13 protein-coding genes are annotated in these 14,755 nt (G+C 53.9%); 3 read left to right on the top strand and 10 right to left on the bottom strand.

Features of this window, described 5'->3' with window-relative positions:
* Positions 1–36: 36 nt before the first annotated feature.
* Entirely contained in the window at positions 37–393 is a 357-nt protein-coding gene (locus tag JW953_05930; protein ID MBN1992222.1) for a transposase, read from the top strand.
* Between the two features lie 470 nt (positions 394–863).
* Here JW953_05930 and JW953_05935 read toward each other — a convergent pair whose 3' ends face one another.
* From JW953_05935 to JW953_05950, 4 genes are all read right to left on the bottom strand, one after another.
* The gene (locus JW953_05935; protein MBN1992223.1) at positions 864–1,235 is read right to left on the bottom strand and encodes a hypothetical protein; all 372 of its coding nucleotides are present in this window, start codon (positions 1,233–1,235) and stop codon (positions 864–866) included.
* Positions 1,236–1,255: 20 nt separating this feature from the next.
* Complete coding sequence (locus JW953_05940; protein MBN1992224.1) at positions 1,256–2,851, bottom strand: response regulator; 1,596 nt, start codon at positions 2,849–2,851, stop codon at positions 1,256–1,258.
* A gap of 3 nt (positions 2,852–2,854) precedes the next feature.
* Positions 2,855–4,615 carry a G5 domain-containing protein gene (locus JW953_05945; GenBank protein MBN1992225.1) on the bottom strand — a complete coding sequence of 587 codons (1,761 nt, stop codon included), beginning with the start codon at positions 4,613–4,615 and terminating at the stop codon, positions 2,855–2,857.
* Between the two features lie 148 nt (positions 4,616–4,763).
* Positions 4,764–5,309 carry a DUF4203 domain-containing protein gene (locus JW953_05950; GenBank protein ID MBN1992226.1) on the bottom strand — a complete coding sequence of 182 codons (546 nt, stop codon included), beginning with the start codon at positions 5,307–5,309 and terminating at the stop codon, positions 4,764–4,766.
* A 147-nt stretch (positions 5,310–5,456) separates the two neighbouring features.
* Between JW953_05950 and JW953_05955 the strand changes: the two genes are divergently transcribed.
* Entirely contained in the window at positions 5,457–6,077 is a 621-nt protein-coding gene (locus tag JW953_05955) for a LysE family transporter (protein MBN1992227.1), read from the top strand.
* A gap of 38 nt (positions 6,078–6,115) precedes the next feature.
* Here the strand turns inward: JW953_05955 and JW953_05960 are convergent, their stop codons facing one another.
* On the bottom strand, positions 6,116–7,435 hold the full coding sequence (locus JW953_05960) for a DUF1015 domain-containing protein (protein MBN1992228.1): 1,320 nt from the start codon (positions 7,433–7,435) through the stop codon (positions 6,116–6,118).
* Between the two features lie 283 nt (positions 7,436–7,718).
* On the opposite strand from JW953_05960, the gene JW953_05965 reads away from it, so the two are divergent.
* Positions 7,719–9,188, top strand: coding sequence for a hypothetical protein (locus JW953_05965; GenBank protein ID MBN1992229.1), 1,470 nt, complete (start codon positions 7,719–7,721; stop codon positions 9,186–9,188).
* A gap of 5 nt (positions 9,189–9,193) precedes the next feature.
* On the opposite strand, the gene JW953_05970 is transcribed toward JW953_05965, so the two are convergent.
* The 5 genes from JW953_05970 to JW953_05990 form a co-directional block, all read right to left on the bottom strand.
* The gene (locus JW953_05970) at positions 9,194–10,576 is read right to left on the bottom strand and encodes a tetratricopeptide repeat protein (protein ID MBN1992230.1); all 1,383 of its coding nucleotides are present in this window, start codon (positions 10,574–10,576) and stop codon (positions 9,194–9,196) included.
* Between the two features lie 98 nt (positions 10,577–10,674).
* Complete coding sequence (locus JW953_05975) at positions 10,675–11,697, bottom strand: zinc-dependent dehydrogenase (protein MBN1992231.1); 1,023 nt, start codon at positions 11,695–11,697, stop codon at positions 10,675–10,677.
* 50 nt (positions 11,698–11,747) lie between these two features.
* On the bottom strand, positions 11,748–12,776 hold the full coding sequence (locus JW953_05980; GenBank protein ID MBN1992232.1) for a zinc-binding dehydrogenase: 1,029 nt from the start codon (positions 12,774–12,776) through the stop codon (positions 11,748–11,750).
* Positions 12,777–12,856: 80 nt separating this feature from the next.
* Positions 12,857–14,194: a radical SAM protein gene (locus JW953_05985; protein ID MBN1992233.1), complete on the bottom strand. Its 1,338-nt coding sequence runs from the start codon at positions 14,192–14,194 to the stop codon at positions 12,857–12,859.
* A 27-nt stretch (positions 14,195–14,221) separates the two neighbouring features.
* Positions 14,222–14,755 (bottom strand): hypothetical protein (locus tag JW953_05990; protein ID MBN1992234.1); only part of this gene is annotated, 534 nt, incomplete at its 5' end.

Below are 14,755 nucleotides of genomic sequence, written 5' to 3' on the forward strand. Positions count from 1 at the left end.
AAACCGTAACCTGTCTTATCGGATTTTAATCCGCCCATGCGTTCAAGATATAAAATCACCGAGCAAACCCCCGTTTATTTCATTACCACCAGCACCCGCCTCTGGATACCCATTCTGCTTAACGAAACGGTCTTTCAAATCCTCCTGAACAGTTTCAAGTATTGCCAGGCCAACAAAGGCTTCAACCTGCACGGCTATGTCATCATGCCTAACCACCTGCACGCTATCATCAGCCACGATGACCCGGAACAAATTCCCAACGTTGTTGTCCGTGATTATAAGCGGCACACCGCTACCGAAATCAAAACTTACCTGGGCAATTTAGGTCAATTCAGCCGCCTCTTTTGGGTTAAAATTTTTCATAATAAGGAGCGTGGGCAAAATAGGGTCTAGCAGGCGGGCTACCACCCGGTAGCTATTTGGAGCGCGGCAGTATTTGAACAGAAACTGAATTACATCCATTTTAATCCGGTTAAAAAGGGCTTTGTGGAGAGGCCGGAACATTGGAAATATTCCAGCGCCAGAAATTACCTGTTGGGCGATGATAGCCTGGTAGTTATTGATCGGTTTGGTTAAGGCCATGTTGGCCAGGATTGGTTAGGAGATGCCTTACGCAAACCATCCTGTGGCGCGACTAAAGTCGCTTGAGGTTGGGCTGCGGTTGCATAACCGCAGCCATCAAGAAAATAAGTAAGTGACGATCATGTCATTTCGAGTGAACGAAGTGAGCGAGAAATCCCTCGAATCTGGTCATGCAAAGACAATTCTGACGGATTCCTCGTCGCGTTGCTCCTCGGATGACATGCCAGAAATTCCTCGTCACTTACAACATGACCACTACCGAATTTTATATTTCCGGGTTTTTACCCTGCTGGCTCAATTTTCACTGTTGCGCCGTTGGGCGTGCCCTTAAATTGGGCGGCGTCGCCCAGCACCCGGCCCAAAATATTGACCGGGCTGTAGGCGCGGGGCTTGGGGCCGGTGCTGACCGGGGTTGGGCCGAAGAAAATGCAAAAGGCATGGCCCACCGGCCAGTAGCCCAACTCGCCTACCTCCACCTCGGCGCGGGCGTCCGGCTCCGGCTCGGCCATCACCGGGATTTCAAAGTAGATTTCGTCGCCCCAGATGTTGGCCTTGCCTTCAATAGGCAGGGCGGCGGCCACTTGCTGCGCGGTGGGGCGGTTGTTCAGTTCGGCGGGGAGGGAAATGTCGCCGGTAGAGATGGTGATTTTCATCTTGTCTCCTTCTCACCCTTTCACTCTTCCTTAAAAACAGGCAGGGTAAAACAGAAGGTAGTGCCGGATTCCCCATCGCTCTCCACCCAAATAGAGCCGTTCATGGCCTGGGTGGCCAGTTGGCAAAAGGCCAGGCCCAGGCCAAAACCGGCCCTGGCCGGGTCGTCGGCCTGTTTGAGCTGGCTGAAACGGTTGAATATTTCGGCCTGCTGCTCTTTGGGAATGCCCGGTCCTTCATTGGTCACGCTGATTTGCAAAAAGTCCTGCCTGGGCGCGGTCTGGATGGTGATGGTGCCGTCCCTGGGCGAAAATTTGATGGCGTTGTCCAGTAAGTTCTCCAGGATGCGCTGGCTCAAGCGGGCGTCGGCATAAATCGGGGGTAAGTCATCGGTCACTACCTGGTTTACTTGCAGGTGATGTAAAGTGAGCAGCGATGATATTTGCTCAACGCTGTTGTGGATAATGCTGGCCAGGTCAAAGGGTTCGGTATCTGGTTTGATGCGCCCGTTTTCCAGGCGTTGTTCTTCCAGCAGGGTTTCTACCAGGCGCAGCATCTGGCTGCCGGCGGCCATGGCCCCGTTCAACAAAAGGGCGCTGGTTTGATCGGCGCCCACAGACGACGTTTGCAGAAAGTGGAGCGCGCCCAGCACCGCGCCCAGCGGCGATTTGAGGTCATGCACTACCATACCGGTGAGCATTTCTTTTAAGCTATCCAGTTCTCGCAAGCGGGCATTGGTGTATTCCAGTTCTTTGTTTTGGGCCTTGAGCATCTGTTGGCTATCGTGCAGAATGTGGGTGGTGGTTATGAGCTGGGTGCTCAGGGTTTGGGTGCGGCGGCGCATGCTGCAAAGCTCCAGGATGCGGTTGATGCTGGCAATGGTATGGGTGGAATGGAGCGGCGTTCTGAGCGAGCCGTCACAACGATTTGTTTCTGGATCAGATTCTTTGGCGGGATCAATGATGAGGATCATCACAGTAGCGGAAACGGCTTTATTGATTTGGGCAATAACTTGCCGGGTGGCCTGGTTGGGCGCTCGATAATCAAGAATAATGGCCGCCGGAGGCAGCGCCCCGGCCAATTTGGCCACTTCGGCCAGGGAAGGCGGAATTTCAACGCCAAAGTTATGGTTGTGCAGCATGGCGGCCAATTTGCCCTGAATGTCTTCATCTTCTATGGCCAGCATAATAGTGGGGCCGCCGGGCAGGTTGGCCGCGCTATCGGGCTGTAGTAATCTTTGAACCACGCGCATAAAACGTTGCAGGTCTATTGGTTTTGGCAAAAAGGCGTCGTAAGAGAGCAGTTGCCACTCGGTGTCGGGTGTGGGCCGCCAGGGTTCGTTGGGGGCCGGAATGGTGAGCGCGCTGGTAACCAGGATGGGAATGTGGGCGGTCTCTTTATCGGCGCGGAGAGTTTTCCATACCTCGTAGCCATCCTGACCGGTCAGGAGTAAATCTGATACAATCAGGTTGGGTTTGGCTGTTCTGGCCAGCCGGAGCGCGGCGTGCCCGTCAACCGCAGCCAGCACCTGGTATTGCGCTCGTTGCAAAATGGTTTGCAGTTGTTCTAGCGTGTCTGCATCTTCATCCATCAATAAGATGGAAGCTTGCTTACTCACCTTTTATTCCTTGTCCGCTTCTGGCTCATCGGTGGCCGTAAGAGTGGCCGTTGGCTCCAGGGTAGGCTCAATGGCTGTTGGCTCCGGCGTAAACGTGGCTGTGGCCGGGGTGAGCGGCGGGCCAGGAGTGATCGCCGGGGTGGAGGTGATGGCCTGGCTGGGGGTCACTACGCCCGCGCCGCTTAACTCAGGGACCTGGGCGACCCATTGCGGACGACTGGCCTGGCTGTTCATCGTCAACTGTTGGGGCGGGCTGCCCTGGCTGCCGGTGAGATATAAGTCTCCGTTATAGATAAAGAGCAACGTATCTCCCGCGGGCGACCAAACCAGCTCTGGAAGCTGCACCCCGGCCTGGTTACTAAAAGGGAAAAGCTGGCGTTTGTTGCTGCCATCTCGATCAATGAGTTGGATGGTGTAACGGCTATTGACCGACTGCAAGGGGTTTAACGCCTGACCAAAAGCAATGCCGGCCTGGCCCCAGGCCGGGTTGGCCCACATCCCCACCTGTTCAACCACTTTAGCGGAAATTGTACCGTTAACCCCCAACAACCACAAATCAAACACCTGACTTTCTTCGTCCGGCTCTGCGGCCAGGGGAGGGCCGTGGATGGCGGCGGCAATAAATTTTCCATCGGGCGACCAACTCAGGCCGGGCGTCCACACCCACTCGCTGAAGGTTTTTAAGGGCGTAAAATCTACCAGTGGGACCAGGCTGGCGGTTAACGTATGGCTAAAGGCCAACCGGATCAGGCCGAGCTGGTCGGCGCGGGTATAAGCCAACTTGGTCCCGTCGGGCGACCAGGCGAAGTCCGTACCCCACCAGGGATAGAGACCCCGGGTATTGGCCTTGATGATCTCAACGGGTTGGGGAATGTTTTCTCCGGCCGCATCCGGCGAAAGGTCCAGCAGCCACAAATCATTGTTGGCCTGCCAGCCCGGGGGGTTGGCCGTCCGTTGCGCCGTGCTGTAAGCCAGAAGCGGTTGGGTGACCACGGGCGACCATTGGGCATGCAGCACGCCCTGGATGCCCAGGGTGATAGGTTGTTCGCCGATGATGGTGGTTGAGGCCAGCCACATTTCATTCAGGGGCAGCTCGATTTCGTTGGTCAATTTGGTGGTATAAACAAGTTGGCGGCCATCCGGGGCCAGGCTGAATACTCTCCCATCCAGATCGCCGGCTGTGGTCAAGGCGCGGCGGCTGCCGCTGCTGTTGCGCATGAGCCAGGCATTGCCGCCGGATAGATAAGCAATAACGCCTTCAATGGGCCGCGAGGGCAAGTTGTTTTGTTTGGGGCCAACCACCAGTATTTCGGGGATCGGCTCGATGACGGTGGTGCGGCTGATTTCGGTGCGGCTAACTTCTATCCCGTTCTCGTAAACAACCCGTATTGAAATTTCATCTTCGCCGCTGACGCCCAGTTGGGCCAGCCGGGTTTCGCCGGGGGAGAGCGCCTCGTTGACCAGGGTTTGCCGTTCAAAGGGAATGACTTTTCGTTCGGCTTCGATTTTTTCGGTGACCCGCGTGACCACAATCACCAGCCCCGGTTCGAGTTGGGCGTACAGGTCGGGACTAACCCTATCCAGCGGCCCTAAAACAATCCTGGCCTCGTCCAGCGCGGCCCGCACCGTTTCGGCTTCGGTGGTGAGGGTTTGGCGCCCGCCGTCTACGTCAATAAAAACTTGCGCCGGTTGGCTTTGACAGGCGGCAGTAAAAAAAATGGCGGCTAACAGCCCGGCAATCAGGCTCCGTTTTAGGTGGGGCATACGCGGCATTATACCATGAAGCTGACAGGAAGCGAACAGGGCCGGAATGGTCTCTGCTAAGGATTGAGTCGTAAATAACTTGTGCGTTTGGGAGACATATTCCTTGGAAATTCGGCAATGAAATGCACAAATTATTAAATCTTTAGCCCTAATCTGTTTCACGAGTTGGCGATAACATTTTAGTTTGCGCCGCAATGCCTACAATGAGCAGGGCAAAGAACACAAAGCCGGTTACCAGCGGGTTGAGGTTAACGGCCTGAACAATTAGGGCGGCGCCAATCAGGGAAGAGACAATGATCAGGGCCATGTCAAACAACAGGAGCACCAGCACGGCCACAATAACGCCCCCCACAAAAAAGAGCACCCAGAACCATTGATTCCAGGCCAGGCCCAGCAGGTTGATCAACCACATCACCAGATAACCGCCCAGAATGAAACCGCCTACCCCCACGGCTATCTTTTGGGCCAAAACCGCCAGCAGCGCGCCAAGGCCCCCCACCACCAGGCCAATGATTAAGGCCAGCCAGTCGGGTTGCCCACCGGCAAATTGCATGCCCAGGCCCAGGCCCAGCACAAAGCCCAATACCGCAATGGCCAGCCAAAAAAGCTTGCGCCCCAGAATGAGCACCACTACGCCAAGCACAATGGTAAGAATTTGCGTGCCTAAATTGCTTGCTAAAAAGTCGTTCACCATTTTGTCACCTCCAGTTTAAGTGCTTCAATTTTACCTTACCCAACCTGGAGCAGCAAGCCGCAACGGGCCGCTGCGGTTAGACGAATTGTCAATAATAAATTCGTAGCGTACAATGCCAAAATTATCAAACCACCGGAGATTTTGCCCTTGTTTTTTTATTACTTGCGCGGCGCGGCCCTTGGCCTGTCGGCTATGGCTACCCCCGGCCCGTTTCAAGCATTTTTACTATCCCAAACGCTCAAAAATGGTTGGCGACGAACCTTGCCGGCCGCTTTGGCCCCCCTGCTCAGCGACGGCCCCATTATTGCCCTGGTTTTGTTAGTGCTAACTCAAACCCCGTCTTGGTTGTTGAATGTTTTACAAATTTTGGGCGGACTTTTTATTTTATACCTGGCCCGGGGCGCGTTTTTGGCCGCCAAAGCGGCCGGTTTGGCCCTGCCGGTGGTTGAAGAAGCAGCCCGGCAAAACTTTTTAAAGGCTGTTTTGATGAACACCCTCAGCCCCGGCCCCTACCTTTTTTGGGGAATTATTGCCGGCCCCATTGTCATTGCGGGCTGGCGACAATCACCGGCGTTGGGGCTTGGTTTTGGGCTGGGCTTTTACACCACCCTTATTGGCGGGTTTGCCACCTTTATTATTTTATTTGGCACGGCCAGCCGGTTTGGCCCCAAAGTTAGCCAAATTTTAAGCGGTATCGCGGCGACGGCGCTGCTGGGCTTTGGGCTGTACCAACTGTGGCAGGGGATTACGGCTTTAGTGGCTGGTTAACGTTTGCTTGCGTCATAGCCATTTTTTCTCCCGGTCGTTTATAAAACCTCCTCTGCGCCTACCGGCAAGACAACCAAGCCATTGAGCATTTTGGGATAAAAATCGGTGGATTTTTGCGGCATCCGTTCGCCGGCGGCGGTGCAAACCCGGACCTGCTCGATGCGGGTGGGGTTCATGAGCAGCAGGTAATCGGCCTGACCCTCTTCTATCGCGGCAAAGCCCCGGTCCGCATTACGGATAAACTCAACTTTTTCCTTCATGGCTACCGCCTGTTTATCAATTCCCAATACGCGCTCAATGAACAATTCGTGAGCTACGGCTACATCAAGCGACCGCCATTCAGGGCTATGGTCCGGCAGCAGCTCTGCGGTCACGTTGGGGTGGCGCAGGCTGAGCAGCGCATAAGCGCCATTGTAAAGGCCAAAACCCGGTTGGGAATTGCGCCTGGCTGCGGCCAGGGCTGTTTCCAGGGCGGCCCGGTTGGGTAGGGCCGTTATCTCAAAGTAGGTTTTGGCCCGTTCCAGAATTTCCTCCGTCCGCAACGGGCTGCCGGCGCGGATAAGCCGGTGGGTGGGCAGAATCACCAGGCCAGGGTCGTCCATACTCACCAGCGTGACCAGGCGGTAATTAAAACCGGCGTTAGGCGGCGCATCAGGGTGCCTGGCCCGCATTTTAACTCGGTATTCAACGGCTGTTTGGTAACGATGATGGCCGTCGGCGATGATGAGGTTTGGTTTGGCCGCCAATGTTTCCATTACGGCCGCAATTACGGCCGGGGAGGTTATAACCCCAAGCTGCTGGACAACTTCGTGTTCAAAGAGTTCCCGAAATTCAACCAGGGGGCTTTGGGTCAGGGCCTGGTCTAACAACTCATTGACGCCTCCGCCCGGATAGAGCATAAAAACACTGCCAAAGTTGGCTTCGGTTGCCTGCAACAGGCTAATGCGGTCGGCCATTGACTTGGGTAGGGTTTGTTCGTGGGGCAAAACAACGCCTGCCACATAAGGGGATAACTCCAGGGCTGCCAGCAAACCCTGGCGCGTTCTCACGCTGCCGTCCGGCAGGGTGAATGTTTGGCGGGTGACATACAGGGCAGGGACTTTTTCCCTGACGAGGATGCCTTCGCGTAGCCAGAGTTGATATATTTCTCTGGCCCGGGTGTAAATATTATCTGTTTCATTATCGGCCGGGTGCGCCCTACCCTTGACTATGCGGACGATATTGTGCGGACTCAAACGATAATATTCAGCCTGCAAGTCCGGCCGGATCCGGTCGTGGGGTTGGCTGACCACGCTGGAAAGGTCAGGGATTTTGTTGAGATTATATCGAAGTCCCCGGAAAGGTTTGATTTTGACCATGTTCCTCCTCATTTTTAGCGGGACAAATAGCCTCCTGAATCGGCCTCATTTTGCCTGAAATTGGCGCAGGTGGCAAACCGGCGGCGAGGGGATGAACAAATTCTTAGCCATGTAGGGGCAACCGGCCCGTCGCCCCTGCTACGGAATTGCCTAAAGCTTAGGACAGACCCATGAACAAATTGGGCGTTGACTTTAACAAACAGGTGCTATATTATTAATATAGCGGTTTCAGTCTGGGTCAATATCAACCAATACGTCCATACATATAAAAAGGGAGGTTATCATGTTACGTCAAAGGCGTAAACAAGCTTATCAAAGAAAGCTTGATGCTATTTTAAAACTGGCCGGACAGTGGTATTTGTATTTCCAATCAAAGCAGGAGTGGCCTGAATTATTGGCGATACTAAAAAATTTCTCGGATTTTGCCGGAGATTATGTTCGTCTGTTGGAAAATGCCCCATCCCCTATGGTCACGCCCCACTATGTTTTACATGCCGGCATTGAACGGCTATTGCACGAATGGAATATCCTGAGCCGCGCCTGCGAACAGCGGATTAGACCGGCCAATGGCGAAGGATTTTCGCCAAATTTAGCCCAGGCGCGTAATTTGTTGCAGGGTTATTGCCATCGTTGGCACAACGTGGAACGGGTGCATGCGCCTTATGTGCGGCTGGAAGCCCCGGTCGTTTACTTTGAAAAGTTGTATCGCATTTCTCGGTCTGTTTATGCGCCGCAAATCCCCCTAATCTCCATTCCTCTCACCGATTATGATCCTGATACCGGCCAATGGCAGGCGTTGGCGCACGAGTTGGGACATCATATTTACTGGAACGCTTTAGCGTGGCAAGAAACCGAAGCCGTTCACGAAGCAATGCAGCGGGTGGTAATAGACAACGCCTCATTAGAATTGGTCAGGCAGGAAAAAGGGTTGAGGCAAGTTCAAGTATTGCAGCAGTCAATGGAGCGAATGTATCTCTGGAACCGCTGGCTGGAAGAAGTTTTTGCCGATGTTTGCGGCGTTTTGTTCACCGGCCCGGCCTATGTTTTGTCGGCCCAAGATGTAGCCGCAGATTGCATTGAAAAGATTGACGACTTTGCGCAAGGGGATGAGGCGCACCCCAGTCTTTATTTGCGGCCTTTGATTGCCCTACAGGTTTTGCGCTTTATGGTAGAGCAAGAGCAAATGGACGCCACTTTGCAGCAGACATTAACCGGCAGAGGAGGCATTATCGAGAAGCTTGAGCGGCGTTGGTCAGATTTTTCTCAAAAAGCGGGCCAAAAGTATTATCCGGGAACGAACTTGTCCATGAGCGAATTGGCCGGGGATATACCGTTTGTGGTGCAGGCCCTCCTCAATAGTCAAATTTGGCCCCACGAGAAAACCCTGTGGACATTGATTGATTTCTACGGCCAGCAGGTCAGCAAAAGCGATATTGAAGCGCTTGAAGCGTATGCGCAATTATCCCCTCTGCCCGAAATACCTGACCAGATTTCAACCGAAGGTATCAGCGCCCCGCCTGAACTTGAAATACAGTCGGCATCTTTTAAGCAGATTTGGCAGCATTTGAAAGACAAAGTGAATAGCGCGGAGATTGAGGAGCAGCAAAAACCCCTGGCTCATTGGGGCTTGCTGCTTGGGTTAGAGTTGAGTATGGTTCACTTTCATACCCAGCCACACGGTTGCACGCGGCACTGGTACTATCCATGCAAACACGTGCATGATAGTTTAACCAACAAGCCGGTATCGTGTTAGGGAACCTAACGGCTTAACTCATCAAGAAAAATGGCCGCGTTGTGCAATGCTTCCTGGTCGGTGTGTAAACAAGCACGGTATTCCATTTTATTGAAGAAGCGCAGATAGTTTTCGATGGCGGCTTGCTTTTGCTGTTCTTGCTCGTACCAGATCGCGCGCAGGTAATATAATTTGGCCGGGGCATCATCAAATTGGGCGGCTTGCTCCAGGTCTTGTTTGATGGCTTTGAGGTCCATTTTTTCTGCGGCGCTGAAGCCCTGGAAAAAGTGGAAAGTAGCCCGGCAAATGTAGGGCAGGGCCGATTGGGTATTTAGGCTCAAGGCCATTTCACAATGTTTTTTGGCCGTATCCCATTTTCTGCCCTGTAAGAGCAGCCGGCTATTGTTGACATGGGCCAATAGAGCCAAATCGGTTTCACCCTGCGCTTCGGCCAATTTGATGGCTTGCTCAAAATGGTCACGTCCGGCCTGGGCAGTCCCTTCTGCTTCCAATAATTCTTTATTGAAACGGGCGATTCCCAAATTGTTGTAGATCACGCTCCAATCGGGTTTCAGGGTCAGGATGATTTCTTCATAGGCGTCAATGGCCGCTTCGTAACGCCCGGCAAAAAGCAGGCTGTTAGCCCAAACAAGGGCCGGCTCGGCGGTGGTTTTGATAGCCGGTAAGGCGCTGAATTGGTCAACGGCCTGGGCGTAATCGCCATGTTGATAACTAATTAAGGCCAGGCCCAGGTTGGCCAGGTCGGTGAACGGGCCGGTTATGCTCAAACGGGTGGGTTCGTAAATCTCGTCGGGTTTGCGGCTGGTGATGAGTTCGTAGGTCAGGGTTAATTCTGCGGGGTTTTGCTGGTTACAGGCGCCCCACACCACGATATCGGCTCCAGTTTGGGCGCGGGTGGCGGAACCGGTGGCGAAGACTTGGTTAAGAGGCAGCACTGCGGCCGTTTCGCCGGTCCACTGTTCAACTAATTGCGCCTGAAAGTCGGAAGGGCAATTTGGCAATTGGGCCACCACAATTTGCACCGGCACGGGCGATGTTTGACAAATTGGCCTGGGCGGTAATTCTTTACTTTGATCAAAAAAGGCGCCAATTCCCCAGACAATTATTCCCACACCAATGATTGCGCCAAAACCTAGGCCAATTTTCCTGGTGTGATTCTGAAATACTTTACGGATAGAACCATATCGTGTGGTTGGGGTAGCCGGTGAGCTATCTTTAATGTTTTTTAGCTCTGCTTCCAGCTTTTCGATTTCCGCTGTTGTATCTTCGATTTCTAAAAGAATATGAGGTTCGGTAGAGCTGCCTTTGTACGCTTGAATCTCTTGCAGTTTTTGCAAGTGCCGCCGATGCGTGATGATTAGTTTCTGAATGTCAGCCTGGCGCGACATAATTGGCTAAACGTTAGCCCCTCCTCTTTAAGAACTAACTCAGTATATCATACCTTTGTTTCCCCTGACAACCACCCAATATCCGCTATTTATTTGCCTTAAGAGGGGATGATCAGAATTTTCATCGACTCTCCGGCTAACGCAGCCAGGTTGATGGCCTGGCCAACGCCGGTCAAGTCAAAACGATGGGTAATCAGTTCTTCCACCTTAACCCGTCCCCCGTGGATTAATTTTAGCGCCTGCCGGGTTTCGATGTGGGTGCAGGAATAGGTGGAAACAAGCGTTATTTCGGAGAACAAAAGTTGGAACGGGCTGACGGCCAGATTTTCCCCCGGTGAAGAAGGGGCAAAAAGCAGCACGGTTGAGCCGCCGCCGGCCAGGCTCAGGGCTTGGGCCATGGCCTTAATACTGCCGGCGGTCACAATCACCACGTCGGCCAGGCGTCCTGCGTTCAGGTCCTTCAGCGCGGTCCCAATATCTTCTCGCGCCTCAAGAGCGTGGTCCGCGCCCAAGCGGCGAGCCATTTCCAGCCGGAAAGGGGCAAAATCGGTGACAATGACCTTGCCCGCGCCGTAAATATTGGCCAATTGCATATTCATCAGGCCGGTCACCCCGGCGCCAAGGATCAACACCGTATCCCCCGCCTGGATACCGGCCCGTTCGATGCCCCTGATGCAGGTGGCTAACGGTTCAATTTGCGTGCCTTGCTCAAACGACATCTCGGCAGGCAGTTTGAGCACGTCTCGCTCTACGTTCAAAGCCGGCACCCGGAAATACTCGGCAAAACCGCCGGGGTCAAGGTGTGTGGCCTTAAAAGTATCGCACAGGGTATAGTGCCCGCGCACGCAATGGTGGCAAATAAAGCAGGGCACATGATGATGCACAAAAACCCTGTCGCCCACCTTAAATTGCGTAACGCCTGCGCCTACTTTGGCCACTACTCCGGCGGGTTCGTGGCCCAAAACCTCGGGCGCTTTTTTTTGAACATACCACTCCATCAGGTCGCTGCCGCAAAGGCCGCAGGCTTTGGTTTGAATCAGAAGTTCGCCTGGCCCAATTTCCGGCATCGGCACGTCCTCTACCCGAATGTCTTGACGGGTGTAATATCTGGCAACTTTCATGAGGTTTTTCTCCAATTAAGTCCGTCCCCAAATTATTTTTTGGACACTCACTAAATATTTATCGCCACTTTGAGCGCGTTCCCGCTGGCCACCAATTGGAGCGCCTCCTCAAGCTGCGCCAAAGGCATCTCGTGGCTGATCATGGCCTCGGCCTCAATTTGACCGCCGGCAATGAGCGAGAGCGCCGCGCGAATATAGCGGGGGGTGTGATGGAAAACGCCAATGATCTTCAACTCGTCGTAGTGCAGGCGATGGGTATCAATTTTGATCTGAGTGCCCGACCGGCAGCCGCCAAAAAGATTGACCAGGCCGCCGGGCCGGGCCATGGCCAGGGCCTGCTCCCAAGTTTCGGGCAAGCCTGCGGCCTCAATCACCACGTCCGCACCTCGATTTTCCGTGGTCAGGTCGCGCACGGCTGCCGCCGGGTCAGGAACGGCGTTGGCGTCCACCAACTCGTCCGCGCCAAGCCGGCCGGCCTGGGCCAGTCTGAAGGCGCTGCGGTCTACGGCTATTACCCTGGCGCCTTTGAGTTTGGCCAGTTGGGTCAGCATCAGGCCAATCGGGCCTTGACCGATAATGCAAACAGTATCCCCTAATCTGATTTCCGAACGCTCGATGCCGTGAATGGTGCAGGCCAGTGGTTCGGTGAGGGCGGCCTGCCGGAAGGTCACTCCGGTGGGAATAAGCAGCAGGTTTTGGGCCACGATGCGGGCGGGGATGGCGATGTATTCGGCGTAAGCCCCGTTCAAGAATTCCAGGTTTTGGCACAGGCTGAGGTGACCGCGCTGGCAGTTGAAACAGTGGTGGCAAGGCGCGGAGTTGGCCGCCACCACACGCTGCCCCACGGAAAAGTGGTTTACGCCGGGGCCAACTTCGGCAATCACCCCGGCCAGTTCGTGCCCAAAAACGGAGGGGACTTTTTTGATGATGAGCGGATGCCCCCGTTTGTAAGTCTTCAGGTCGGTGCCGCAGGTGAGGGCGGCCTTGATTTCTACCACCACCTCGCCCGGCCCGGCCTGGGGGCGGTCAATCTCCTCAAAGCGGATGTCGCCCGGCGCATAAAACAAGACGGCTTTCATGGTCGTATCCTCCTGGGATGTGGTAGCGTAATCTTAGCACGTCTTATCTGTCCGGGCAATTGGGACACTGGGGGAGACGATTAGAGTGTCCAGTTTTCGCTGGGTTTGTTAAACTGGACTTTGTAACCCGGTTTGGCCCGGAGGGCCACTGACAGTTCTTCAAGGTAACTCCTGGGCAGGTCAGGTGAAAGATAAACCGCTCCTGAGAACAGCTCTTTATCGTCTTGGAGGAATCCGGTTTGGCGGGCCTCAGCCACAATATCTTGATAATCCGTCCACAAATAAATGCCCAACGTAACCCAGATGCCACAGGGAAAGAGATAGTCGTTCAATATATTTAGCGTTTCGGCGATGGTTTCGGGCGTTTCGCCGGGAGCGCCAAACATGACCGAAGCGCCAAAAGGTATGTTTGACCGGTTTAGAGCGTCTAACGACTCGCGGACTTGCCGGACGGTGTAACCGCGTTTCATCCGTTGGAGCATTGTGGCGGAAGCTGATTCGATGGCCAGATTCACGTAAAAACAGCCCGAATCTTCTATCAGGCGGCAAAAATCAGGGGTAACGCCAATAGGTTTGAGGTCGCCGGTGCCCCAGCTAAAATCAAGTGATTCGTCTATAAACGCGCGGCAAAGAGCCTGCGCATGCTGCCGGGGCGCGTTAAAGCTGTTATCGCAGAACATAATTTGCCGGCTTGAAGTATGCGCCAGAATATGACGAATTTCGGCCAGCACGCGCTCTGGTGATTTTAACCGGTAGCGCTTGCCTTCCAACTTGCTGTACGGGCAGTAGGTGCAGGCAAAGGCGCAACCGCGCTTGGTAAAAATGGCTGGCGCCACTTTGTGCTCAACATCCTTTTCCGGTTCAAAAAGGTCATAGGCCGGCAGAGCCATACTCTCCCAATCCTTTACCCGCTGAAGAGGAACGGTTTTAATGCGGCCGTTTTTTCTGAATACGCATCCTGGCACCGCGTGGATATCGCCGCCTTCCGCCAGGTGTTGGAGAAAAAGCGGAAAGGATAACTCGCCTTCACCGCGAATGCCGTAATTTACGTCCAAATAATCCAGCCAATCATGGGCGTAATAACTGAAACCCGGCCCGCCCAGCACGATCTTGGCTTTGGAGTTTTGGCGGATCACGTCCACAATTTTTTTAACCCGGGGGCGCAGGTCAAGATGCCGGGTGCCCAACGCAGCCTGCGCATCCAATACATCCCCATGCACCAGCCGAATCGAAACTCCCACCACATCCGGTTGGAAATTGTTCAGTTTGCCTGCCAAGGAGCCAGTTGAGTCAGCGGCAAACAGACTTTCATAAACATCAACCAGGTGGCCGGCCTCACGTACCGCGCCGGCCACGTAAGCCGGGCCGGATGGAGAGGCGCCAGGCAAAGTGTTTGAAGAGATGATGAGCACTTTCATGGCGTTTCCTTTTTAGAACTCTAAAACCTAATTTTTGCTTAACACCGGGCCTAAGCCGGCAGCCCAACCACGAACAGCCTGCCAGTTGCGAAAATCACCCTCTTTTCCCCGGATGATGACCTTTACAAACAGCCATCCAAAGGGGGCCAGTTTACTGTAATCCAACTTGCCGGCCAAAAAGGCCACGCTGACGGGTTTCACCTGGGGCGCTTTTTCCAAAACCGGCTTAAGATAACTGGCGGGCAGGGTGTATTTTTCTTTGAAACTCAACTTATTAGCCACCTTTGGGCTTGTGCCATGGGAAGGATCAAGGTAAATGGCGGTTGAGCCAATGGTTTTTTCATCTGTGCTGGTCAGGTTCAGGGAGGTGAAAAAATAAGCCACCGGTATCTGGCTCAAGGTTTCTGCATGCTGTTTTACAAAAGCCATGGCTCCTCGATGCCAGCCCATAATCATGGGGCCGCCTACAATAACAGCATCGTAGGCCTTGATATCTGCAACTTTGTTTTTGATTGAGCATACATCCACCTGCGCGCCGTTTTGGCCCAGTTCTTGACCAAT

The sequence above is a fragment of the Anaerolineae bacterium genome (genome assembly GCA_016931895.1).
GTDB lineage: Bacteria > Chloroflexota > Anaerolineae > 4572-78 > J111 > JAFGNV01.

What these genes read in the sequence shown, in the direction of transcription:
- JW953_05930 (MBN1992222.1), top strand. Translation starts at nt 37, where the DNA reads ATGCGTTCAAGATATAAAATCACCGAGCAAACCCCCGTTTATTTCATT.
- JW953_05935 (MBN1992223.1), bottom strand. Translation starts at nt 1,235, where the DNA reads ATGAAAATCACCATCTCTACCGGCGACATTTCCCTCCCCGCCGAACTG.
- JW953_05945 (MBN1992225.1), bottom strand. Translation starts at nt 4,615, where the DNA reads ATGCCCCACCTAAAACGGAGCCTGATTGCCGGGCTGTTAGCCGCCATT.
- JW953_05950 (MBN1992226.1), bottom strand. Translation starts at nt 5,309, where the DNA reads ATGGTGAACGACTTTTTAGCAAGCAATTTAGGCACGCAAATTCTTACC.
- JW953_05960 (MBN1992228.1), bottom strand. Translation starts at nt 7,435, where the DNA reads ATGGTCAAAATCAAACCTTTCCGGGGACTTCGATATAATCTCAACAAA.
- JW953_05965 (MBN1992229.1), top strand. Translation starts at nt 7,719, where the DNA reads ATGTTACGTCAAAGGCGTAAACAAGCTTATCAAAGAAAGCTTGATGCT.
- JW953_05970 (MBN1992230.1), bottom strand. Translation starts at nt 10,576, where the DNA reads ATGTCGCGCCAGGCTGACATTCAGAAACTAATCATCACGCATCGGCGG.
- JW953_05975 (MBN1992231.1), bottom strand. Translation starts at nt 11,697, where the DNA reads ATGAAAGTTGCCAGATATTACACCCGTCAAGACATTCGGGTAGAGGAC.
- JW953_05980 (MBN1992232.1), bottom strand. Translation starts at nt 12,776, where the DNA reads ATGAAAGCCGTCTTGTTTTATGCGCCGGGCGACATCCGCTTTGAGGAG.
- JW953_05985 (MBN1992233.1), bottom strand. Translation starts at nt 14,194, where the DNA reads ATGAAAGTGCTCATCATCTCTTCAAACACTTTGCCTGGCGCCTCTCCA.